At 59.9% G+C, this 22879-nt stretch carries 26 protein-coding genes; 23 read left to right on the top strand and 3 right to left on the bottom strand.

The window, feature by feature from the left end:
- Positions 1 to 327 precede the first annotated feature (327 nt).
- From rpsL to ACTNB2_RS07925, 20 genes are all read left to right on the top strand, one after another.
- On the top strand, positions 328 to 705 hold the full coding sequence (rpsL, locus tag ACTNB2_RS07830) for a 30S ribosomal protein S12 (protein ID WP_154514699.1): 378 nt from the start codon (positions 328 to 330) through the stop codon (positions 703 to 705).
- 73 nt (positions 706 to 778) lie between these two features.
- Positions 779 to 1252, top strand: a complete 474-nt coding sequence (gene rpsG / locus ACTNB2_RS07835; protein WP_006235013.1) for a 30S ribosomal protein S7 — start codon at positions 779 to 781, stop codon at positions 1250 to 1252.
- 19 nt (positions 1253 to 1271) lie between these two features.
- Positions 1272 to 3371 carry an elongation factor G gene (gene fusA / locus ACTNB2_RS07840; RefSeq protein ID WP_154514697.1) on the top strand — a complete coding sequence of 700 codons (2100 nt, stop codon included), beginning with the start codon at positions 1272 to 1274 and terminating at the stop codon, positions 3369 to 3371.
- A gap of 60 nt (positions 3372 to 3431) precedes the next feature.
- Positions 3432 to 3740 carry a 30S ribosomal protein S10 gene (gene rpsJ, locus ACTNB2_RS07845; protein WP_427717612.1) on the top strand — a complete coding sequence of 103 codons (309 nt, stop codon included), beginning with the start codon at positions 3432 to 3434 and terminating at the stop codon, positions 3738 to 3740.
- A 140-nt stretch (positions 3741 to 3880) separates the two neighbouring features.
- On the top strand, positions 3881 to 5035 hold the full coding sequence (locus tag ACTNB2_RS07850) for a cation diffusion facilitator family transporter (protein WP_441042034.1): 1155 nt from the start codon (positions 3881 to 3883) through the stop codon (positions 5033 to 5035).
- Between the two features lie 39 nt (positions 5036 to 5074).
- Positions 5075 to 5695, top strand: coding sequence for a histidine phosphatase family protein (locus ACTNB2_RS07855; RefSeq protein WP_441042036.1), 621 nt, complete (start codon positions 5075 to 5077; stop codon positions 5693 to 5695).
- Between the two features lie 459 nt (positions 5696 to 6154).
- Entirely contained in the window at positions 6155 to 6775 is a 621-nt protein-coding gene (rplC, locus tag ACTNB2_RS07860) for a 50S ribosomal protein L3 (RefSeq protein ID WP_035137484.1), read from the top strand.
- A gap of 46 nt (positions 6776 to 6821) precedes the next feature.
- Positions 6822 to 7448 (top strand): 50S ribosomal protein L4, encoded by a 627-nt coding sequence (gene rplD, locus ACTNB2_RS07865; protein ID WP_006235032.1) that lies wholly within the window; start codon positions 6822 to 6824, stop codon positions 7446 to 7448.
- Positions 7449 to 7736, top strand: coding sequence for a 50S ribosomal protein L23 (rplW, locus tag ACTNB2_RS07870; protein WP_006235033.1), 288 nt, complete (start codon positions 7449 to 7451; stop codon positions 7734 to 7736).
- Positions 7737 to 7915: 179 nt separating this feature from the next.
- A complete protein-coding gene (gene rplB, locus ACTNB2_RS07875; protein ID WP_441042037.1) occupies positions 7916 to 8746 on the top strand; it encodes a 50S ribosomal protein L2 in 831 nt (276 codons plus the stop codon).
- Positions 8747 to 8778: 32 nt separating this feature from the next.
- Positions 8779 to 9039, top strand: a complete 261-nt coding sequence (rpsS, locus tag ACTNB2_RS07880; protein WP_006235035.1) for a 30S ribosomal protein S19 — start codon at positions 8779 to 8781, stop codon at positions 9037 to 9039.
- 14 nt (positions 9040 to 9053) lie between these two features.
- Positions 9054 to 9425, top strand: a complete 372-nt coding sequence (gene rplV / locus ACTNB2_RS07885) for a 50S ribosomal protein L22 (RefSeq protein WP_006235036.1) — start codon at positions 9054 to 9056, stop codon at positions 9423 to 9425.
- Between the two features lie 6 nt (positions 9426 to 9431).
- Positions 9432 to 10142, top strand: coding sequence for a 30S ribosomal protein S3 (gene rpsC / locus ACTNB2_RS07890; RefSeq protein WP_154514689.1), 711 nt, complete (start codon positions 9432 to 9434; stop codon positions 10140 to 10142).
- Complete coding sequence (gene rplP, locus ACTNB2_RS07895; protein ID WP_427727118.1) at positions 10142 to 10579, top strand: 50S ribosomal protein L16; 438 nt, start codon at positions 10142 to 10144, stop codon at positions 10577 to 10579. The genes rpsC and rplP overlap by 1 nt, the downstream gene beginning before the upstream one ends.
- On the top strand, positions 10579 to 10794 hold the full coding sequence (gene rpmC, locus ACTNB2_RS07900; RefSeq protein ID WP_006235039.1) for a 50S ribosomal protein L29: 216 nt from the start codon (positions 10579 to 10581) through the stop codon (positions 10792 to 10794). The genes rplP and rpmC overlap by 1 nt, the downstream gene beginning before the upstream one ends.
- 16 nt (positions 10795 to 10810) lie before the next feature.
- The gene (gene rpsQ, locus ACTNB2_RS07905; protein ID WP_006235040.1) at positions 10811 to 11071 is read left to right on the top strand and encodes a 30S ribosomal protein S17; all 261 of its coding nucleotides are present in this window, start codon (positions 10811 to 10813) and stop codon (positions 11069 to 11071) included.
- Between the two features lie 118 nt (positions 11072 to 11189).
- Complete coding sequence (gene rplN, locus ACTNB2_RS07910; RefSeq protein WP_117734331.1) at positions 11190 to 11558, top strand: 50S ribosomal protein L14; 369 nt, start codon at positions 11190 to 11192, stop codon at positions 11556 to 11558.
- Between the two features lie 13 nt (positions 11559 to 11571).
- Positions 11572 to 11877, top strand: a complete 306-nt coding sequence (rplX, locus tag ACTNB2_RS07915) for a 50S ribosomal protein L24 (protein WP_006235043.1) — start codon at positions 11572 to 11574, stop codon at positions 11875 to 11877.
- A 518-nt stretch (positions 11878 to 12395) separates the two neighbouring features.
- Positions 12396 to 13475, top strand: coding sequence for a Gfo/Idh/MocA family protein (locus ACTNB2_RS07920; protein ID WP_441044586.1), 1080 nt, complete (start codon positions 12396 to 12398; stop codon positions 13473 to 13475).
- A 3-nt stretch (positions 13476 to 13478) separates the two neighbouring features.
- Positions 13479 to 14225, top strand: a complete 747-nt coding sequence (locus ACTNB2_RS07925) for a DeoR/GlpR family DNA-binding transcription regulator (RefSeq protein WP_441044588.1) — start codon at positions 13479 to 13481, stop codon at positions 14223 to 14225.
- Positions 14226 to 14669: 444 nt separating this feature from the next.
- Here the strand turns inward: ACTNB2_RS07925 and ACTNB2_RS07930 are convergent, their stop codons facing one another.
- Positions 14670 to 15329: an RluA family pseudouridine synthase gene (locus ACTNB2_RS07930; protein WP_441044590.1), complete on the bottom strand. Its 660-nt coding sequence runs from the start codon at positions 15327 to 15329 to the stop codon at positions 14670 to 14672.
- A 15-nt stretch (positions 15330 to 15344) separates the two neighbouring features.
- Positions 15345 to 17840 (bottom strand): DUF3656 domain-containing U32 family peptidase, encoded by a 2496-nt coding sequence (locus ACTNB2_RS07935; protein ID WP_441044592.1) that lies wholly within the window; start codon positions 17838 to 17840, stop codon positions 15345 to 15347.
- Between the two features lie 299 nt (positions 17841 to 18139).
- On the opposite strand from ACTNB2_RS07935, the gene ACTNB2_RS07940 reads away from it, so the two are divergent.
- Positions 18140 to 18517: a RidA family protein gene (locus ACTNB2_RS07940; protein WP_152077077.1), complete on the top strand. Its 378-nt coding sequence runs from the start codon at positions 18140 to 18142 to the stop codon at positions 18515 to 18517.
- 244 nt (positions 18518 to 18761) lie between these two features.
- Here the strand turns inward: ACTNB2_RS07940 and ACTNB2_RS07945 are convergent, their stop codons facing one another.
- On the bottom strand, positions 18762 to 19418 hold the full coding sequence (locus ACTNB2_RS07945; RefSeq protein WP_427727132.1) for a helix-turn-helix transcriptional regulator: 657 nt from the start codon (positions 19416 to 19418) through the stop codon (positions 18762 to 18764).
- Between the two features lie 352 nt (positions 19419 to 19770).
- Between ACTNB2_RS07945 and ACTNB2_RS07950 the strand changes: the two genes are divergently transcribed.
- Both ACTNB2_RS07950 and ACTNB2_RS07955 read left to right on the top strand, forming a co-directional pair.
- Positions 19771 to 21165, top strand: coding sequence for a uracil-xanthine permease family protein (locus ACTNB2_RS07950; protein WP_441044594.1), 1395 nt, complete (start codon positions 19771 to 19773; stop codon positions 21163 to 21165).
- 968 nt (positions 21166 to 22133) lie between these two features.
- A complete protein-coding gene (locus ACTNB2_RS07955; RefSeq protein ID WP_441044596.1) occupies positions 22134 to 22868 on the top strand; it encodes an exonuclease domain-containing protein in 735 nt (244 codons plus the stop codon).
- Positions 22869 to 22879: the final 11 nt, after the last annotated feature.

The following is a 22879-nucleotide window of genomic DNA, read 5'->3' on the forward strand; positions in this document are numbered from 1 at the left end:
GCATAGGGGTTAAGTTTGTCGCGAGTTCCGCACGCAAAGGAAAGCACTTAATGTGCTTTCCGTCTTGCGCAGGACTGTAGAGCAGCAAACTTAACCCCTGGGCCGCCCGTCCCGGGAATCCGCCCTCGCGCACAGGAGGGGATTCCTTTTGTGTAGGCTTTGCGGAAATGTGGCTATTTTAGGATACGCCCGGCGGCGTGGTCTGTTGACGACACAGCTAACGGCACGTATCCTATCGAACTGCGTGTTTCGTAGGGGGATGCTGACCCCTCGATTCAAGCCGTTGCACTTTACAGAAAGCTGGAATCATTCGAGAAGGAGTACGCTTTGCCTACTATTAACCAGCTGGTTCGCCAGGGCCGTCGTTCCGCGCCCAAGAAGTCCAAGAACGCTGCTCTGCAGCACAACTCCCAGAAGCGCGGCGTGTGCACCCGCGTCTTCACCACGAGCCCCAAGAAGCCGAACTCGGCTCTTCGTAAGGTTGCCCGTGTTCGCCTCGTCAACGGCATCGAAGTTACTGCTTACATTCCGGGTGAGGGCCACAACCTGCAGGAGCACTCCATCGTGCTCGTCCGCGGCGGTCGTGTTCGTGACCTCCCTGGTGTCCGTTATCACGTCATCCGTGGCGCCTACGATGCTGCTCCGGTCCAGAACCGTATGCAGGCCCGTTCCAAGTACGGTGCTAAGCGCCCCAAGGCCAAATAAGCCAGATAACGTTTTGATACTTTCGCCGTGTGCCGCCTAAGCGCCGCACGGTAGACACTTAAGGAGATTTCACATGCCGCGTCGTGCAGCAGCTAATCGTCGTGAGGTTCAGCCTGACGCCGTTTACAACAACCGCCTGGTGACTCAGCTCATCAACAAGGTCCTTCTTGACGGCAAGAAGGCCACCGCTGAGCGCATCGTTTACACCGCTTTCGAGATCGTTGCCGAGAAGTCCGAGGGTGGCGACGCTCTCGCTACCTTCAAGAAGGCTATGGACAACGTCAAGCCCACGCTCGAGGTTAAGCCCAAGCGTGTCGGTGGCGCTACCTATCAGGTCCCGATGGAGGTCAACTCCCGTCGTTCCACCGCTCTGGGCATCCGCTGGATCGTCAACTTCTCCCGCGCTCGCAAGGAGAAGACCATGGCTGAGCGTCTCGCAAACGAGATTCTGGACGCTTCCAACGGCCTGGGCGCTTCCGTCAAGAAGCGTGAGGACGTCTTCAAGATGGCCGAGGCCAACCGCGCGTTCTCTCACTATCGTTGGTAAGTTAAGGTAAGGAACTAACATGGCTAAGGCTAAGCACAAGCTTTCCGATACCCGTAACATCGGCATCATGGCCCACATCGATGCCGGTAAGACCACCACGACCGAGCGTATTCTTTACTACACCGGTAAGACCCACAAGATCGGTGAGGTCCATGAGGGCGCTGCCACCATGGACTGGATGGTTCAGGAGCAGGAGCGCGGCGTAACCATTACCTCCGCTGCTACCACGTGCTTCTGGAACAAGGACGGTAAGGACTACCGCATCCAGATCATCGACACCCCGGGCCACGTTGACTTCACCGCCGAGGTCGAGCGCTGCCTGCGCGTCCTCGATGGCGCTGTCGCCGTCTTCGACGCCGTTGCCGGCGTCCAGCCCCAGTCTGAGACCGTTTGGCGTCAGGCTTCTACCTTCAACGTTCCCCGCATCGCCTTCATCAACAAGTATGACCGCGTGGGCGCTGACTTCTTCAACGCTATCGAGACCATGAAGGATCGTCTCGACGCTAACGCCGTGGCCGCTCAGGTCCCGATGGGCGCCGAGGACAACTTCTGGGGCGTCATCGACCTGGTCACCATGACTGCATGGGACTTCAAGGCCGACGAGAAGGGCATGACCTACCCCGAGCCGATGGACGAGATCCCGGCTGAGTTCGCCGACATCGCTGCCACCAAGCGCGAGGAGCTCCTCGACGCCGCTGCCAGCTTTGACGACGAGCTCATGGAGAAGATCCTCATGGAGGAGGACTTCACCGTCGAGGAGCTCAAGGCTGCTCTGCGCAAGGGCGTTCTGGCCAACGAGCTCAACCTCGTCTTTGTGGGCTCCGCCTACAAGAACAAGGGCGTTCAGGAGCTGCTCGACGCTGTCGTCGACTACCTGCCCAGCCCCCTCGACGTTGAGGCCGTCACCGGTACCGATCCGGAAACCGGCGAGGAGATCGTGCGTCATCCCTCCTTCGACGAGCCCTTCTCCGGCCTGGTCTTCAAGATCATGACCGACCCGTTCGTCGGTAAGCTCACCTACGTCCGCGTTTATTCCGGTCGCGCCGAGTCCGGCTCCTACGTGGTCAACGCCTCCAACGGTCAGCGCGAGCGCCTCGGCCGCATCCTCGAGATGAACGCCGCCGAGCGTATCGACCGTGACGACGCTTGCGCCGGCGACATCGTCGCTTGCGTTGGCTTCAAGAACTCCACCACCGGTGACACCCTGTGCGCCGAGGGCAAGGAGATCGTCCTCGAGAAGATCGAGTTCGCTAAGCCCGTTATCGACGTTGCCATCGAGCCCAAGACCAAGGCCGAGCAGGACAAGATGTCCCTGGCTCTGACCAAGCTCGCCGAGGAGGACCCGACCTTCACGGTGTCCACCAACCACGAGACCGGCCAGACCATCATCGCCGGCATGGGCGAGCTGCACCTCGAGATCATCGTTGACCGTCTGCTCCGTGAGTTCAAGGTTGACGCTAACGTCGGTAAGCCCCAGGTTGCCTACCGCGAGACCGCTGGTCACGACGTCGAGAGGGCTGAGGGCAAGTTCGTCCGTCAGTCCGGCGGTCGCGGTCAGTACGGCCACGCCGTCATCAAGCTCGAGAAGATGGAGGAGGGCTTCGGCTACGAGTTCGTCAACGCTATCGTCGGCGGCGTCGTGCCCAAGGAGTACATCCCGTCCATCGACAAGGGCATCCAGGAGGCCCTGAACACCGGTGTTATCGCCGGCTTCCCGGTCCTCGACGTTAAGGTCACCCTGTTCGACGGTTCTTACCACGAGGTCGACTCCTCCGAGGCCGCCTTCAAGATCGCCGGTTCCATGGCTATCAAGGACGCCCTCAAGAAGTCCGATCCGCAGCTGCTCGAGCCGATCATGGCTGTCGAGGTCGAGACCCCCGAGCAGTACATGGGCGACGTTATGGGCAACCTCTCCGGTCGCCGCGGCAAGATCGAGGGCATGGAGGATCGCAAGAACACCAAGCTCATCCGTGCCAAGGTGCCGCTGGGCGAGATGTTCGGTTACGCTACCGACCTTCGCTCCCAGACCCAGGGCCGTGCATCCTACACGATGCAGTTCGACTCTTATGAGCCTGCGCCCAAGTCCATCGTGGACGAGGTCATGAGCAAGAACGCCTAAGTTCGAGCTCCCTGTTACGTAATCCGCGAGAACATCTCTCGCACTCTTTGGAGGTTTAAGTTGGCTACCCAGAAGATCCGCATTCGCCTCAAGGGCTATGATCACGAGGTCGTCGATCAGTCCGCGAAGCTCATTGTCGAGACCGCTCAGAAGACCGGCGCTCGCGTTTCCGGTCCTGTCCCCCTGCCCACCGAGCGCAACCTGTACACGGTTATCCGCTCGCCGCACAAGGACAAGGACTCCCGTGAGCAGTTCGAGATGCGCACCCACAAGCGCCTCATCGACATCCTCGACCCCACCTCGGGCACCGTTGATTCGCTCATGCGTCTCGATCTCCCCGCTGGCGTCGACATCGACATCAAGCTCTAAGCTTTTTGCTCGATAGTGCGATTTGTAAGGCCGCAGCCCTAAGGGTTGCGGCCTTTTTTGTATCGATGGGGTAAAGGGTCTACACTACTGAGCTATTCGACAAACGAGTGTATGAGTAAAACTGTTGGGGGCAGATATAGATGGTCGAGTGGATCGTTCGTCGTGCGCAGGGCGACCGTGCGCGCGTGGGCACGTTGGCGGGCGTGGTGTGTATTCTCGCCAATGTGGCGCTATGCGCTGCGAAGGGTGCAATTGGCGTGCTGTCGGGATCGGTTTCGATTGTGGCGGACGCCATGAACAACCTGTCCGACGCCAGCTCAAACATCGTGAGCGTGCTTGGCTTTAAGCTGGCGGGCAAGCCGGCAGACCCCGAGCACCCTTACGGCCATGGCCGCTACGAGTATCTCTCGGGTCTGGTCGTGGCGGCGCTCGTGCTGCTCATCGGCCTCGAACTGGTGAAGTCCTCGTTTGAGCGTATCGTCCACCCCGAACCCGTCGAGTTCTCGCTTGCCCTGGTGGCAGTCTTGGCGCTTTCGATGGTTGTTAAACTGTGGATGGCGGCCCTCAACCAAAAGCTCGGTGACCGTATTGAGTCTGAGACGCTGCATGCGACCGCGCAGGATTCCAAGAACGATGTCCTTGCCACAGGCGCCGTGTTAGCGTGCGCAATTGTTTCGCAGGTGACGCATATCAATCTTGATGCTTGGGTCGGCCTTGCCGTTGGCGCCTATATTGGCTGGAGCGGTTTTGAGCTCATCCAGGATACGGTGAGCCCGCTTTTGGGTCAGGCGCCCGATCCCAAGCTGGTCGAACATATTCGCGGCAAGATCATGAGCTACCCTGGCGTTTTGGGCGTTCATGACCTAATGGTTCACGACTACGGTCCGGGCAGGAAGTTCGCAAGCGCTCACGCCGAGATGGCGGCCGAGGCCAGCCCGCTGGAAAGTCACGACACGCTCGACAACATTGAACAGGCATTTAGGGACGAAGACGACATGATTGTCACGCTTCACTACGATCCTATCGTGACCGATGACCCCAAGGTGGCGAGCATGCGCTTGCGCATTCACGCCATGGCCCAACAGATCGATAGCCGCCTTTCGATTCATGACCTGCGCTGTGTGCCGGGTCCTACGCACACTAACGTGATCTTTGACTGCGTGCGTCCCTCGGATTTGGGCATGGGGTCCGATGAGCTCAAGCACGCGTTGGCCCAGAGGGTCGAATCGGAATATCCCAAGTCGATTGCCAAGATTACGATCGACGATGACTACGTAGGGCATACCCACGAGTAGGTCTGCGCCGGCAAAGCACGTTATACAGAAGGGGAGAATATGAAGAGGCTGTATCTGCTCCGCCACGGCCAGACGGAATTCAACGTAAAAAAGCTCGTCCAGGGTCGCTGTGATTCACCGCTTACCGATTTGGGCCGTCAACAGGCCCAAGCGGCAGCCGAATGGATCAAAGCCCACGGCGTTGTCCCCGACAAAGTGGTCTCATCGCCTTTAGGCCGAGCTATGGACACGGCAAGTCTCGTCGCATGCGAGATCCTCGGTCCGGATGCGGCTGTCGAGCCCTGCGAAGGCATTATCGAGCGCTGCTATGGAACCTTCGAGGAAGGACCGCACGACGCATTGCCTACCGACGTTTGGGATCCGGGCGAGGATTTGGTCCCCTTCGGAGGAGAAGGAAGCCGCGCGCTGCAAGAACGCATGGTAGACACCCTCACCAATCTCATGGGCGCCGAGGGCATCGAAACCCTTCTAGCAGTAAGCCACGGCAGCGCCAGCCGCCAATTCATCAAGGCTGCAGCTCCAGAGGGTTTCGAGCTCCCAGCAAAACTCCCCAACTGCGCCATTATGATCTTCGATTTCGACGATGCGCGAGAAGAGGACGATACGCCCCAATGCAAGTTCACCTTGCAGCAAATTGTGGATCCCCAACAAAGTCATTAGCCTGAGCGAGCAAGGTTTAGCAGACATCAACGTGTCGTTCCCAGTGTGCGGCGGAGGGGGCGGGCCTGAGACATATTAAGGTTGTCGCGAGTTCCGCACGAACAGGAGAGCACTTAATGTGCTCTCCGTCGTGAGCAGGACTGTAGAGCAGCAACCTTAATATGTCTCAGGCCCGCCCCCTCCGCCGCACACTGGGAACGTGCCACGCGCTTTACCTGCGTAAACAATGTGAGTGAAATATGAATCTCGATGGATACGCCCGCAGCCGTGTATACTAAACAGCTGTGTGAAACCAGGGGAGTATTCTGGCTGGACAAAATGCCTGCTTAATAGGGTTGTCAGGTAGTCCGGACGCAATACAAGGCTGGGGAGCACGTCGTGTAAGTAGTGGTCCTCTAGGGGCGTACGCTCGGTGGTGTACGCATTGTCCCAAGACCACGCGAGAGTTGGGATCATATCTTGATCAGCATGATTCTCGGCCGCAAGATTGGCATGACCCAGGTTTGGGACGAGGACGACAACGTCGTTCCCGTCACGGTCATCCAGGCTGGCCCCTGCGCTGTCTCGCAGGTTAAAACTCAGGCAACCGACGGCTATGACGCCGTCCAGATCGGTTTCGGCGACATCAAGGCCAAGAACGTGAACAAGCCCATGGCTGGTCACTTCGCCAAGGCCGGCGTCGAGCCTGTCCGCTTCCTTCGTGAGGTCCGCGTCGAGAACGGCGAGGAGCACAAGGTCGGCGAGGTCGTCACCGTCGCTGATTTCGCTGATGTCGAGAAGGTCGACGTCATCGGTACCTCCAAGGGTAAGGGCTTCCAGGGTCGCATCAAGCGCTGGGGTCAGCGCCGCGGTCCTATGACGCATGGTTCTCACTTCCAGCGTCACCCCGGTTCTATCGGTCAGTGCGCCTATCCTGCGCGCGTCCTCAAGGGCGTCAAGATGGCCGGCCACATGGGTAACGAGCGCGTTACCGTCAAGAACCTTTCCGTTGTCCGCATCGATGCCGAGCAGAACCTCATCTTGGTCAAGGGCGCTGTCCCGGGTGCCAAGAATGGTCTCGTCGCCATCCGTATGGCCTAAGGGCCCAGCCCATTTAGCCCAGCGTCATACCAAGGAGAACACTTAAATGGCAAAGTTTGAAGTAAAGAACAGCGAGGGCAAGAAGGTCGCCGAGGCCGAGCTCGCCGCTGAGGTGTACGGCATCGAGCCGAACATCCACGTTATGCACCACATCGTCAAGTGCCAGATGGCCTCTTGGCGTCAGGGCACCCAGTCCGCTAAGGGCCGCTCTGAGGTTTCCGGTGGCGGTAAGAAGCCTTGGCGTCAGAAGGGCACCGGTCGTGCCCGCCAGGGTTCCATCCGTGCTGCCCAGTGGCGTCACGGTGGCGTTGTCTTCGCCCCCAAGCCCCGTTCCTACGCTAAGCGTATGAACAACAAGGAGGTCAAGCTGGCTATGCGCTCTGCGCTGTCCGCTAAGCTGGCCGATGGCGAGCTCGTGCTCGTCGACGACTACGGCTTCGAGAAGCCTTCCACCAAGGCTGCCGTTGCCATGCTCAAGGCTCTTGGCCTTGAGGGCAAGCGTCTGACCATCATCGTTCGCGATGAGGACGTCAACGCCTACCTGTCGTTCCGCAACATTCCCAAGACGTTCATCATCACTGCCGACGAGGCCAACACCTATGATCTCGTCAACAACAATGCTGTGCTGATGCCCGCCGACATCGCCGCTCACTTCGGGGAGGTGCTTGCATAAATGACCGCCCACGAGATCATCATCCGTCCGATCGTGTCCGAGCGTTCCTTCTCCGGCATGGAGCAGAACAAGTACACGTTCGAGGTCGCCAAGGATGCTAACAAGTATCAGATCAAGGACGCTGTCGAGGAGATCTTCGGCGTCAAGGTCGTTCGCGTGAACACCCTGACGGTCAAGCCCAAGACCAAGCGCGTGCGCTATGTCGCCGGCAAGACCCGTTCTTGGAAGAAGGCCATCGTTACGCTGGCCGAGGGCGACACCATCGAGGTCTTTGGCAACCAGGCCTAAGACTCGCTGCTGTTGAGTGAGCTCATGCCTCCCAAATAGGGGAGGCGAGAGCTCAAGGTTTTGGGCGTATAAAATGGACACGCCCGGAACCGTGTATACGTCCGGTGTCATCGCACCCGAGGCAGAACCTCTAATCCCTGTCTGCGATGGCTAACGGATACCTATTGAAAGGGATTGTAATGGCTGTAAAGCACCTTAAGCCGACCTCCGCTGGTAGGCGTTGGCAGACGATCTCCGACTTCTCCGAGATCACCTGCACCAAGCCCGAGAAGTCTCTTCTCGAGCCCCTGCCCAAGAAGGCCGGTCGTAACAACAACGGCCGCATCACCACCCGCCACCAGGGCGGCGGCGTGAAGCGTCGTTACCGCGTGATCGACTTCAAGCGCAACAAGGACGGCGTGCCCGCCAAGGTTGCCACGATCGAGTACGATCCGAACCGTTCCGCTCGCATCGCTCTGCTGCACTATGCTGACGGTGAGAAGCGCTACATCCTGGCCCCCAAGGGCCTCGAGGTCGGTCAGACCGTCATGTCCGGTTTTGACGCCGACATCAAGCCGGGCAACGCTCTGCCCCTCGCCGACATCCCCGTCGGTACGCTCATCCACGCCGTCGAGTTCCAGCCGGGCAAGGGCGCCGCTATCGCCCGTTCCGCCGGTAACTCCTGCCAGCTGATGGGTAAGGAGGGCAAGTACGCCATCGTCCGTATGCCTTCCTCCGAGATGCGCCGCATCCTCGTTACCTGCCGCGCCACCGTCGGTGAGGTCGGCAACGCCGATCACGCCAACATCGTCATCGGCAAGGCCGGCCGTAAGCGTCACATGAACGTGCGCCCGACCGTCCGCGGTACCGTTATGAACCCTGTCGACCACCCGCACGGCGGTGGCGAGGGCAAGAACCACACCTCTGGTCGTCCCTCTGTTACCCCCTGGGGTAAGCCGACGAAGGGCCTTCGTACGCGCAAGAAGAAGAAGGTCTCGAACCAGCACATCATTCGTCGCCGTAAGAAGTAATTTCGGATACCGAGTTTTAGGAGAAAGCACTTATGAGCAGAAGTCTCAAAAAGGGCCCGTTCGTGGAGACTCGCCTTCTCTCGCGTATCACCGCGATGAACGAGGCTGGCAAGAAGGACGTCGTGAAGACCTGGTCCCGCGCGTCCACCATCTTCCCCGAGATGGTTGGTCACACCATCGCCGTCCACGACGGCCGCAAGCATGTGCCCGTGTATGTTACCGAGTCCATGGTTGGTCACAAGCTCGGCGAGTTTGCGCCGACTCGTACGTTCCGTGGCCACAAGGCCAAATAGGGGGTTAACCGTAAATGGCAACTAAGTCTATTGAAACTGAGGCCACCGAGGTTCGCGCCGTCGCTAAGTACGTGCGTGTTTCCCCCAGCAAGGCCCGCCTGGTGGTCGATCTGATCCGCCGCAAGCCTGTCGCTCAGGCCTTCGACATCCTCCACTTCTGCGACCGCGCCGTCGCCGTGGATGTCGAGAAGGTTCTCCGTTCCGCCGTTGCGAACGCCGAGAACAACAACGGTCTGCGTGCCGACAACCTGGTTGTCGCTGCTGCCTATGTTGACGAGGGTCCGACGCTTAAGCGCATCCGTCCCCGCGCCAAGGGTTCCGCTTCTCGCATTCTGAAGCGTACTTCCCACATCACCGTCGTCGTTGCTCCTCGAAAGGAGGCGTAAAGCTGTATGGGTCAGAAAGTCTACCCCACCGGCTTCCGTCTTGGCATCACCGAGAACTGGCGCTCCCGCTGGTTCGCAGAGAAGGATTACGCTAAGACCCTCGGTAACGATCTCGAGATCCGCAAGTACCTCGAGAAGCGTCTCTCCCGCGCAGCTGTCTCCCGCGTCGAGATCGAGCGCGCTGGCGACAAGGTGAAGGTCATCATCTTCACCGCTCGCCCCGGCGTTGTCATCGGTAAGAAGGGTGCCGAGATCGATACCCTCCGCACCGAGCTCGAGAAGGTCGCTGGCGTCTCCAAGGGCCAGCTCTCCGTCGACGTTGTCGAGATCAAGCGCCCCGAGCTCGACGCCAACCTCGTTGCTCAGTCTATCGCTGAGCAGCTCGAGGGCCGCGTTGCCTTCCGTCGCGCCATGCGCAAGGCTGTCCAGTCCGCCCGCAAGGCCGGCGCCAAGGGCATCCGTATCCAGTGCTCCGGTCGTCTCGGCGGTGCCGAGATGGGCCGTCGTGAGTGGTACCGTGAGGGTCGCGTGCCTCTGCACACCCTCCGTGCCAAGATCGACTACGGCACGGCTGTCGCCAGCACCACCATGGGTGCCTGCGGCGTGAAGGTCTGGATCTACCTGGGCGAGAAGCTCCCGGGCCAGCCTGTTCCCAACCCTGCACTCGAGGGCTCTTCCCGTCCTCGTCGTCGTAACTCCGAGAGGAGGGGTCAGTAGTGCTTGCCCCTAAGCGTATTCTTCACCGCAAGGTGCAGCGTGGCTCCATGAAGGGCCAGGCCAAGGGTAATACCGAGCTGCATTTCGGCGAGTTTGGTATCCAGGCTCTCGAGGCCCATTGGATCACCAACCGTCAGATCGAGGCCGCTCGTGTTGCCATGACCCGCTACATGAAGCGTGGCGGTCGTGTCTACATCACGATCTTCCCCGATAAGCCCATCACTAAGAAGCCTGCCGAGACTCGCATGGGTTCTGGTAAGGGTAACCCCGAGGAGTGGGTGGCCGTCGTCAAGCCCGGCCGCATCATGTTCGAGGTCAAGGGCGTGCCCGAGGAGGTCGCTCGCGAGGCTCTGCGTCTGGCGCAGCACAAGCTCCCCATCAAGACCAAGATCGTCGCTAAGCCTGCCGCTACAGAGACGGCCGAGGAGGAGAACTAATGAAGCCCGCAGAGATTCGTGAGCTCTCGGACGCTCAGCTCGTTGAGAAGCTGAAGGAAATGCGCGCCGAGCTCTTTAACCTTCGTTTCCAGATGGCCACCAGCCAGCTGGACAACACCGCTCGCGTCAACACCGTGAAGAAGGACATCGCTCGCGTCCTCACGGAGCAGCGCGCCCGCGAGATCGCAGCGGAGAAGTCCGCTGTCGCCGAGTAGGACCTAAGGAGAGAACATGACTGATTCGCGTAACTCGCGTAAGGTCCGTACGGGTGTCGTTACCTCCGTCTCCGGTGCCAAGACCATCGTTGTCACCATCACCGAGCGCAAGCGTCACCCCAAGTACGGCAAGATGATGACCAGCTCCAAGAAGCTGCACGCTCACGACGAGGAGTGCACGGCTGGCGTGGGCGACACCGTCCGCGTTATGGAGACCCGTCCTATGTCCAAGATGAAGCGTTGGCGCCTCATCGAGGTCGTCGAGCGCGCTAAATAAGCAGTCGCTCTTACGACTTGTACGTTTCCGAAGATGTGCGTATGCCTGGCTTGCATACCACGGGCCGTATAAAGGCTGCGCACCTCTCTTCGGTTCTTAGTTCGGAGGAACATCTACCATGATTCAGATGCAAACCATGCTGAACGTCGCCGACAACTCCGGCGCTCGCAAGATTCGCTGCATCAAGGTGCTTGGCGGTTCCAAGCGTCGTTATGCAGGCATCGGCGATGTGTTCATCGGTGCTGTCCAGGAGGCTACCCCTGGCGCCAACGTCAAGAAGAAGGACGTTGTCCGTTGCGTCGTCGTTCGCACCGTTAAGGAGATCCGCCGCAAGGATGGCTCCTACATTCGCTTTGATGATAACGCCTGCGTTGTCATCAACAACGATGGTTCGCCCGTCGGCACCCGTATCTTCGGGCCCGTCGCTCGCGAGCTTCGTGACAAGAAGTACATGAAGATCGTCTCGCTCGCTCCCGAGACCCTGTAGTTAGGGGAGATATATGTATATCAAGAAGGGCGATAAGGTCCAGGTTCTCTCTGGTAAGGATCGCGGCAAGCAGGGCGTTGTCCTGCGTGCTCTCCCCGCCGAGAACAAGGTCGTTGTCGAGGGCGTTTCGGTCGTCAAGAAGGCCGTCAAGCCCAACGCTGCCAACCAGCAGGGCGGCATCGTTTCGCAGGAGGCTCCTATCGATGCCTCCAACGTCAATCTCGTTTGCCCCGAGTGCGGTAAGGTTACCCGCGTCGGTCACGAGAAGGACGGCAAGAACAAGCTGCGCGTCTGCAAGAAGTGCGGCCACAAGTTCTAAGCTGCCCGCAACATCTAAGTTGCTAGCAAAGGCCCGGATGCCACGGCACCCGGGCCTTTTTCTATCCCTACTCATTGGGGACAGACTCATTGGGGACAGACATAAATGACTAGTCGTTGGGGACGTTCTTAAACGGCTAGTTGATGGGGACAGTCTTGCCACGAAAGCGTCGTACGGGGAACGCCCCCAGGTTTCGGCAGCCTGGGACAGTCCCTATGTGCCGGCAGTTAGGGATGGTCTTTTGATGTCTGATGCCCCTAGGGGGCAGAGTAAGACAGCCTGCTTTCCTTTAGGGGTTTTGGTGTTCCGCCTTTTTCTGCATCATAACGATCGATGCATGCGTATTTACGCGCAGAGTCTTGCGCGATAATGCGCATAGCCGCGCAAATATCTGCTAATTATGGTTTAATAATAACCGATAAACAAATAAACACGCAAATACAAGCAAATGCGCGCATATTTGTGCGAATATAAGGCTGTTGGAAATGAAGAACTTCCGGTGACTCAGGAGGCACATGATGATAGATTCCAAACAGGCCCCGCTCGACGCCGAAGCAGCCGCTAAGGCGGCGTTTGCCTCGGTCCAGGATCAGCCGTTCCCTAACGACATCTTTACGGCTCCCGAGCTTCGCTGGGCCGTGATCGGATGCGGCGTTATCGCCAACCAGATGGCCCAGTCTCTCGCCCTTGCCGGCCGCAAGCTTGCGGGCGTCGCCAACCGTACGCTTTCCAAGGCCCAGGCTTTTGCCGAGCAGTATGGCGTCGAGAAGGTGTACGAGACGGTTGAGGACCTCTACGCCGATCCCGACATCGACGCCGTTTATATCACCACGCCGCATAACACGCATATCACCTACCTGCGCGCCGCTCTGGCAGCTGGCAAGCACGTGCTCTGCGAGAAGGCCATCACCCTCAACTCCGCCGAGCTCGACGAAGCGCGTGCCATTGCCGACGAGCATAACGTGGTCCTTATGGACGCCACCACGGTGCTCCACATGCCCTTGTATCGGGAGCTGCGTCGCCGCATGGATGCCGGCGAGTTTGGCCGCATGAACCTCGCTCAGCTCAACTTTGGCAGCTACAAGGAATACGGCGACCTGACCAACCGTTTCTACAATCGCAACCTTGCTGGCGGTGCCATGCTCGATATTGGCGTGTATGCCCTGTCCGTCATGCGCCTCTTTATGGCAAGCCAGCCTGGTGAGGTCGTTTCGCTCGGTAACACCTGTGAGACCGGCGTTGACGTTGCGGGCGGCATCGTCTGCCGTAATGCCGAGCAGCAGCTGGGCGTGGTGAGCCTTACACTTCACTCCAAGCAGCCCAAGCGCTCGGTCATCAGCTTTGACAAGTGCTATATCGAGGTCAACGAGTATCCGCGTGCCGATCACGCGACCATCGTGTGGACTGCGGACGGGCACCGTGAGGAGGTCCACACCGGCACCGAGGCTTACGCCCTGTGCTACGAGATGGCCGACCTGGAGAAGGCCGTTGCCGGTGATGATTCGAAGCGCGCGCTTCTGGATTATGCTTCTGATGTTATGGAGCTTATGACCAAGCTCCGCGCCGACTGGGGAGTCGTGTACCCCGAGGAGGAGTAAGCGATGCTTGCGGAGGATAGGCTCAACGCGATCGTGTCGATGGTCCAGCAGGCTGGCTCGGTTACTGTGCAAGAGCTTGCCGATACCCTGGGCGTGACGGCGTCTACCATTCGGCGCGACCTGCAGACGCTCGATCGAGCACACCGCATCGCCAAGGTCCACGGCGGAGCGACGAGTCTTGAGCGCGCGCACGTGACGCGCGACCTAACGCTCAATGAGCGCAGCGACCTCCATAACGACGATAAGGAGCGTATCTGCGCCCGCGCCGCGGCGCTGGTGGAGCCCGAGAGCTTTGTATACATCGACTCGGGCTCGACGACGCTCAAGCTCATCGAGCATCTTCCACACCTTGAAGATGTCACCTATGTGACCGATTCCGTGCTCCATGCTCAGCACCTCGCTTTGCGCGGCATGCGTACCGTGGTGCTGGGCGGCGAGCTCAAGCCCGAGACCGAAGCACTCGTTGGCCCCGATGCCTTGGCAACCATAGACCGCTACAACTTCAACTGTGGCTTTTGGGGTTCTAACGGCATTGCCGCCGAGCAAGGCTTCACGGCGCCCGATATCGAGGAGGCGCAGATTAAGCGCATCTCGATGCGCCATACGGCCAAGCGCTTTGTAATCTCGGACGCCAGTAAATTTGGCATGGTGGCGCCCGTCAAGTTCGCGGACTTTCGCGACGCAACGATTATTACCGCGGGCGAGGTGCCCGCCAAGTACCGGGCAATGGACAACGTCATCACGGTCTAGCAACGGGACAAAGCCAAAACCATCACAAAGGTGCCTGTCCCCATTGTGGTGGTTCGTAACGAAAACCGAGTAGTTTTCTCAATAGAAAAGCGGCAACGTCCATCACAGGCGTTGCCGCTTTCGTTGTCCGCCGGTTTGTCTAAGTCTGTAACAACTGGACCGTTAAAAGTGGGTTAGATGTTACAGATTGAGATACTTCCGAACCGCGCCATCCCTTTGTCTCAATCTGTAACATCTGGGACCGATTTTGCCGAGTTATTGTTACAGATCGAGATTTTCCCTTGAGGGGGATTTGAATGTCTCGATCTGTAACAGATAGACCGGAAAATGGGTTCTAACTGTTACAGATCGAGATGTTTTGGGGCCGCGGCTGAGCCATCGTGGCGGCTTGACGTTTGCCCAGATAAAACCTGCCAAAATAAACCTGTCCCTTTTTGGCAGGTTTTAGGGTTCCCAGGGGCAGGGGGCTTCGATGTAGATGTGCTCGCCGGTTACGGGATGGGTAAAGGATACGCTGTGGGCGTGGAGCATGAGGCCACAGGGGCGCGGCGTTCCGTACAGGTCGTCGCCAACCAGGGGATGGCGCTCGCTTGCCAGGTGCACGCGGATCTGGTGTTTGCGGCCGGTGAGCAGCTCAACATCGATATACGAACGAGTGGGCAGGCCTCGGCGGCTCTTAAGGCGCTTGAGCACCTTGACGTGCGTCTGCGACGGCTTGCCGCTGGCGCCGACGCGCATCTTGCGGCTATCGTGGCGATCGCGGGCGATGGGCTTGTCGATGAGCTTTTCGTTCCAGTCGATCTTGCCCTCGGCGAGCGCCAGATAGTGCTTTTCGAAGGCGTGGTCGATGACCATCTGGTCAAAGGCGGGCTGCGTCTGCTTGTCGAGCGAGAACAGCACCACGCCGGTAGTGTCGCGGTCCAGACGGTTGAGCGGCTGCATGTCGGTCGCGGCAAAGCCGTCGCCCATCGCCAGCAAAAGGTCGCTGGCATAGTCGGTAAGCGTGCGCTCGCCGGTGCCGTCGCCGTGGACGATCATGCCGGCGGGCTTATCGATGGCCATGAGCCAGGCGTCGCAGTAGAGGACTTGGGGTTCTTCGTTCACGTGTAAGCCTTTCGGTTAGCTAATTCCCACAAATATGCAGCCCGAAGTGGCGCCGCGCAGGCGGGCGGCGGGCTTACGGCCGGCCTGCGCGGCCTCGACGGCGCGACGGACGCGTGCGACGGCGCGGCCAATCTCATCGGCCTCGAGCAGGGTTCCGTCGACCATGAGACGGCGCACGCCGGCGTCGAGCAGCTGTGGAACCTGCGGTGTGAGGTCGATGGGGTAGGCGTCGTACAGGCGCGAGCGGCCGTGGATGTCGGTACGCACCGGCATGACCTTGCCGTCGATATTCTTGAGCGACAGCTTGCGGGCGCGCAGGCGGCAGTGGGCGCAATCGTGGATACAACCGTTGGCCACCTGCAGGATACAGTGCTCGCTCGTCATAACGCGCGGGCGGCCGAAAACGGTGATGCCCAGGGCCGCGGGCGCGGAGGTACCAAGCGAGATAATCTCGTCGAGCGTGATCTCGGGCGAGAGCCAAAACGCCCCGGCTCCGCGCTCGGCGAGTGCCTCCATGCAAGGCGTGTTGTGCACGGGCAGGCAAGAGCGAATCTCGGCCGTGGCACCAACCTGGGCGGCCAGGGCAAGCTCAGAGATGTTGCCAATAGCGACCGTGGCACCGGCAACGACCCACGGGTCGACGCGCGCGTGGTCGACGGCGCGGCAGACCTCATCGAGCACGGGAACAATACCCTGCTCAAACGCATCGGCGGGGGAGAGCCCGGCCGCATCGAGCGCGTCGGTGGTCATGTAGATGCGCGCGGCTCCCTCCGCGCGCGCTGCCTCGGCGGCCTCGAGCGAGGTGACGGTGGCGCAGATCTGCGGCTCATCGCGGTAGTGCTCGGGCGCGGGGCGGGAATCACTGGTGACAATCGCCGGCAGCTCGAGCGTGTGGGCGCGCTCCTCGTAAGGCGCCAGAATGGCCTCCTCGAGCGCCTTGCAAGCGGCGGCGCGCACCTTGTGCACAGCGGAGAAGCCCATGCCACAGCCCTCATCGAGCGCCACGTCAAAGCTCGCGGCCTCAAAGGGAGAGGAGCCCATACGCCCGACGTGCTCCACCAGATCGGACGCCTCAACCGCGCGGGTCTTGGCGGCCTCGACGGTAAAGCCGGTGGCGGTGGCGGTGAGCGTGGGGTCGTCGCAGCAGGTGAGCGTGACGGTAAACGGCTCGCCTAGGCGCGCCGCGACGGACACGTCTACGGCGCGGCGGCGTAGCACGTCGCGCTTGAGCGCAGCGCCGGCAGCGTCAATGGCGCGCTGGCTGCGAATCACACGCACGCGGCAGCCCTCGGGCATGCTGCGGGGAACGCGGCACTCGATGATGTCGCCGGCGGCGGCATCATCGGCGGCGATGGCAGTCAGGAACTGGTCGAACTCGTCGTCGTGGCGAAGTTCCAACAAGTCGCCCTTGCCCACGGGCTCAAACAGCTCAATGCGGGCGATGGCGGCGCGGCGACGACGGTCGTCGGGTTTGAGCCCGCGCACGTCGCGGTTGGCCATACGGCTGCCCAGCACCGTGCCCACAATCTGGCCGCGGTTGTTGGAGCGCTCGTAGCTCATCATCTCGTCGCCCGAGGTGCCGTCCTGATAGGCGTGCGTAAAGTCGCGGTTAAAGCAGCGCTTGAGTTGGCGCTGGCGAGCGGCGTCCTCGTCCTTATCTACGACGGCCCCGGCCAGCATGTCATCGATCTGATGACGATACACATCGACGATGGAGTACACGTAATCGGGCGCCTTCATGCGGCCCTCGAGCTTGAGCGATGCGGCGCCGGCGTCATATAGGCGGCGAACAAGCTGTGAAGTGTTGGTGTCGCGCGGGCATAGCGCGCGCTCGCGACCGGTAGGGGAGAGCGTGCGGCCGTTCTCGTCGATCAGCTCGTAGGGCAGACGGCAGGGCTGAGCGCACATGCCGCGGTTGGCCGAGCGGCCCGCCATGGCAAAGCTCGAGAGCAGGCACAGGCCCGAGTAGCAAAAGCAGATGGCGCCGTGGCTAAAGACCTCCAGGTCAACGTCGGGCGCGGCGTCGTGGATGGCGGCGATCTCGTCGATGGAAAGCTCGCGCGAGAGGGTCACGCGGTCGGCGCCCTGCTCGCGGCACCAGATGGTTCCGCGGTCATCGTGGATGTTCGCCTGGGTCGAGATATGGGTTTCGATGCCGGGCATGGTGCGCTTGACCTCAAAGAACAGGCCCCAGTCCTGGATGATAAAGGCGTCGGCGCCCAGCGTGGAGCAGCGGTGGATGAGCTGCAGTGCATCGCTCATCTCGGACTGCTTGATGACGATGTTGACCGTGACGTAGACGCGCGAGCCGGCCAGGTGCGCGGCGCGGCATGCCTGCTCAAAGGCCTCATCGGTAAAGTTGGTGGCCTTGCGGCGGGCGTTGAAGCTGCCCATGCCGCAGTAGATGGCGTCTGCCCCGGCGGCGAGCGCGGCGGCAAAGGGCTCCGGGCCTCCGGCGGGGGCCAGAAGCTCGGGCCTGCGGTTGGTGGTTCGGCTGGCGGTTGTGGTCATATCCTGCCTTTCAAAATGCTCAGATACACAAAAGTATAGTGGCGTCGTCGCGATGGGCGATGCCCGCAGCCTAAGCAGGACAAAGTCTTCAGTAGCCTGGGCTGGCTGACCCCGTGGAGAACCGTTCAGCGGTTCGGGGAAACCGTTGGGCGATAAAATATTCTCGCATTCTGATAATTATCTTGCAGCTGGCGTAATCATCCCCTACTATCCCAATCAAGCGCGGTGTTCAGACCGAACTGTGCCTCCCGGTGCGAACGCCGCGCTCACGCTCTCTATTTGATCGTAAGGAGAAAAACATGAGCAAGACCGTCGTGTCTTCCGATAACGCGCCCGCAGCCATCGGCCCGTATTCCCCCGGTATCCAGACCGGCAACATGGTGTTCCTGTCCGGCCAGCTGGGCATCGATCCCGCGACCGGCAAGCTGCCCGAGGGCATCGAGGCCCAGGCCAAGCAGTCCCTCGCCAACGTCGAAGCCCTGCTGACCGCTGCTGGCGCTACGTTTGCCGATGTCGTCAAGACCACGGTCTACCTGGCTGACATCGCCGACTTTGCCGCCGTGAACGAGATTTATGCCTCCAAGTTTGAGGCCCCGTTCCCCGCGCGCAGCGCTTTCCAGGTTGCCGCTCTTCCGGCTGGCGGTCTGGTCGAGATCGAGGTCGTCGCCGCTCTCTAAGGCGTTGGCAACAACTAAACATGACATGCAAAAAGACCCTGCAGCGCGTGTGAACTGCAGGGTCTTTTGTCACGTGACGGATCGCTTGCGGAGCCACCAAGGGCAGTCTTTTTGGGACGGGGCCATTTTAGCTACCCCTATATGCAGGATTGCTTTTACTTGCGGCTCATCGAAATCGTGGGCAGAGGGAGGGTAGCTAAAATAGCCCCGTCCCAAAAAGACTGCCCGCGCTCCATTTTGCTCGTTAGCCCTCCTTGCGGACTTTTTGCAGGTAGCGGTAGACGCTGGGCTCCGAGATGCCCAGCGCGGTGGCAGCGCAGGCAACAGCGCCCTTGAGCATAAATACGCCGTTGCCGTTAAGGTGGCGAATAACGTCCACGCGATCGGCCTGCCCAAGCGAGGCGACATCCTGGCCGCGGCTTTCGAGCAATTCGGAAATGCTGTGGTCGATGAGCTCCTGTGTAGACTCCGAAAGAATTTCGACCTCGATAGACGCGGGCTCCGCCTGCCTTGGCACAGCGTCGAAGCAGGCCATGAGCTGCTGGGCCATGGCGTTGATGGAGCGTACCGTGGAAAGATCGGTGTTGACGCAGAGCATGCCGACGATCTCGTTATCCTCGCGAATAAAGTACGTTGCGGATTCCAACGTCTTGCCACCGGCACCGCGCCCCTCGTAGCCCGTAATAAACGGCAGGTCGCGATACTTGGGATCGTGCATGATCTTGAGTGCCAGATCGGTGGCGGGACCGCCGACCTTGCGGCCGCTCACGATGCCGTTGCGGATATCGACGATGGCGTGGTCGGGATCCGAGAAATCGTGCAGCACGATTTCGCTGTTTTTGCCGAGTATCTGCTCCAGGAAATCGACCATCGGCAAAAAGCGACGTACAGTCTCGTTCACGGGCAACTCCTTTGGATGAAATCGGAAGTTTCATAACAATTTTTTTCTCATGGTAACACGGTGTCTATTGACTCGTATATTCGCAGGTACATTGCGTAATACAGACGAACGGTAGGATTTTGGCGGTAAGCGGTCGACCAAAAGAAAAGTTAGATGTTATTTTGACCAGACACTTTCCTGACCTGCGGAAATGCGTTGTCTCAGCTGAAAAATAGTCTGATAACAAAAAATTATTATTGAGAATGAGAAAATTCTTTAATACGATATTCACCGAAGGCACAACCTCAACCCCGCACTGCGTCACAATAGAGCGCTAGATGCGAAAACAACTACTTTGAGGATTGGTGGTCAAATGGCCCAGGAGACGGTTACGAACGGCACTGAAGCCCTGTTCACTCGCGAAGGCATGCCGCCCGTTAAGGAAATGATTCCGTGTGCCCTTCAGCACGTACTGGCATCGTTTGCCGGCATCATTACCCCGGCGGTCATCATGGCCGGCGTTTACGGCTTTAACAGCCAGCAGAGCACCGACATCATTCAGGTGGCGCTCATTCTTTCGGCAATCGACACGGCCCTTCAGGCCTTCGCTCCCTTCCGTCGCATCGGCGGCGGCCTGCCCATCGTCATGGGCGTCTCGTTCGCGTTCCTGCCGGCCCTGCAGGCTATGGGTGCCTCGGGCTTTAGCTTTGGTGCGCTGCTGGGCGGCGAGATTGTCGGCGGTGCCGTCGCGGTCCTCTTTGGTCTGGCCTACAGCAAGATTAAGTGGCTGTTCCCGCCCGTCGTGACCGGTACGGTCATCTTCTCCATCGGCGTCTCGCTGTATCCCACGGCCGTCAAGTATATGGCCGGCGGTATGGGTACGCCGCTGTGGGGCACCCCGCAGGCCTGGTGCGTCGCTCTTATCACCTTCGCCGTGGTCTTCGCGCTTGCCAACTTTGGCAAGGGTACGTTCAAGCTGGGATCTGTGTTCTTTGGCATGATCGTTGGCATGATCGTCTCCATCCCCTTTGGCATGATCGACTTCTCCAGCGTCGCCACCGCTCAGGTCTTCGCCCTTCCCAAGCTCATGCCCTACGCGCTCGAGTTTGATCCCGAGGTCTGCATTACCCTCGCCGTCGTGTTCCCCATGGTTGCCATCCAGGTTATCGGCGATGTCTCCGCCGCCTGCCTGGGCTCCATCGACCGCATGCCCACCGAGCGCGAGCTCTCCGGCGCTATCGTGTCCCAGGGCCTCACCTCTATGGCCGGCGGCCTGCTGGGCGGTCTTCCCACCAGCGCCCTTGGCCAGAACGTTGGCATCATCTGCTCCAATAAGGTCGTCAACAAGTGGGTCTTTGTGATCATCGCGTCCGTCTTTGCCATCGCCGGCCTGTTCCCGCAGCTTTCTGCCGTGCTCTCCGCTATCCCGCAGCCTGTCATCGGCGGCGCGACCGTCGGCGTCTTTGGCACCATCACCATGAACGGCGTGCGCATGTTCACCCGTGAGGGCCTTACGCAGCGCACTACCACCATCGTCGGCACCTCCGTCGTCTTTGGCCTGGGTATCTGGATGGCCAGCGGTTGCCTTGCCGGCGAGGGTATGCCCACCTGGGTTTCCACCGTCATCGGCTCCAATGCCGTAACCCCCACCGCCATCATGGCCATCGTGCTCAACCTGATCCTTCCGCAGACGCCGGTCGTGGCTCAGCACATCGATGCTGCCAAGGACGCTGCCGTTGATCTGGTCTTGCCCGAGAGCAAGAAGTAACCAATTTGGTGCTATTCGTCGGCGGACACATCGCCCCGTCCGCCGACGTCATGCGGCGCCAAGCCGCACTTCAAAGGGTTTGTCCCGTGGGTAAAATAAGGCTGACGGCAGCCCAAGTGGTGAAGAGCTGGGCAGTGTCGTTGTTTAGATTAAGGGGTCGATGCCTTAACGGCGTCGACCCCTCTTTTTATGCTTCGGACGCTGCTTGAGTGCCTCGGAAAGTCCGATGAGCGCTGTGAGGAGCGAGACCAGAGCGGTCAGGAGCTTCCGGAACGGTCCGTGTGCGGTGGTGTACCGCCCCTTTTGCGTGCGCCGCTTGTCGAATTACGTTATAGCTAGCTATATTATCGGAAAGTATAATATAGCTAGCTATAACGTAAAGGAAGCTGAGGGTCCGTCCTGTGTTGTTGGTGACGGGGCTTTGCCCGATCGCGTGGTCTTTAGCATTTGCGGTTGAGTGCTCCGTGGATGTTGAGTGGTGGCTGGAGTAGAGCGACGAGTTGAGCGAACGCAGGAGCGGGCGCCGAGGCCTCGTTACTGAAAATTCATTTGTTAAACCTGGCAACCGTGGGTAGAATGAAGTCGACGGCAGCCCAAGGGTGATAGCTGGGCAGCGCCGTTACTTAGTTCAAGGGGTCAATGCCTTAACGGCGTCGACCCCTCTTCTTTTGCTTCGTACGCTGCTTAAGTGCCTCGGAAAGTCCGATAAGCGCGGTGAGGAGCGAGACCAAAGCAACCAAGAGCTCTACGAGCTCTGATGGGCCCGGGATGACCTCTGATTCAAGTCACCGGGCCTCAATCTTTTTCATGCAATTGAATAGAGCGGGCGACTCCCTTGGGGCCGCCTGCATGGCGTGTGCTTGGCGCATGGTATTGAGCCCCGCTTTCATGTCCGCACGGGCGCCTATCCTTACGGCAATGTAGCCGCCTATGTAGCAAGCGGCAGGCAACGGAGAAAGGCCCTAACCGTGTCAGCTGAAAAGACGCCGGGTATCTCGGCTATCGATACGACGAACTTTGCGCGCCAGATTGTGCTGGACTTTGAGTTTGCGCCGGTGCCAAAGCAGCGCCAGCGACGTGGACTGCGCAATGAGATTATCGAGGTCGGCGCCGTTAAGCTCGATTACCACGGCAATGTTATGGGCGAGTTCTCGCAGTTTGTGCAGACGGAATTTACCGAAGGCGTTGCGTTTCCCGTCCGCGAGCTCACAGGGATATCGGCCGTGGACACCGCGATGGCCGATCCGCTCTATGTGGTGATCAAAAGGCTCAGCGATTGGATCGGCCGCTACTCCGCCCAGGTGGTTTGCTGGAGCGGGACGGACCGTCGACAGCTTTTGGCCGAGTGCCAGGCAAAGCGCATCGACCTTTCCGCATTTCCTACGGACTGGGCCGACCTGCAGGCGTTTTACACCTCGATCATGGATGTGGGCAGCCATGGGCGCGTTTCGTTGGGCGACGCGGCGATGTGGTTTGGCATCGAGTTCGACGAGTCGACGGGCCATGCCCACAGCGCCCTTGCCGATGCGCGCGTGACCGCCAAGCTGCTCAAGCAGGTGATGGACGGGGACTACCACGTGAGCCCGCGCGCCCAGGAAGTCCGCCAGCGGTGGGGGATGGGCGAGCGAGCCCAGACGCGCCTCTCCAGCAAGTGCCCCGAGCTGGGCGGCCTGCTGCTGAAGCTGAAGGCGGAGGGGAGGTAGGGGGGCACCCT

It is taken from the genome of Collinsella sp. HCP28S3_G2 (genome assembly GCF_052065125.1).
Classification (GTDB): domain Bacteria; phylum Actinomycetota; class Coriobacteriia; order Coriobacteriales; family Coriobacteriaceae; genus Collinsella.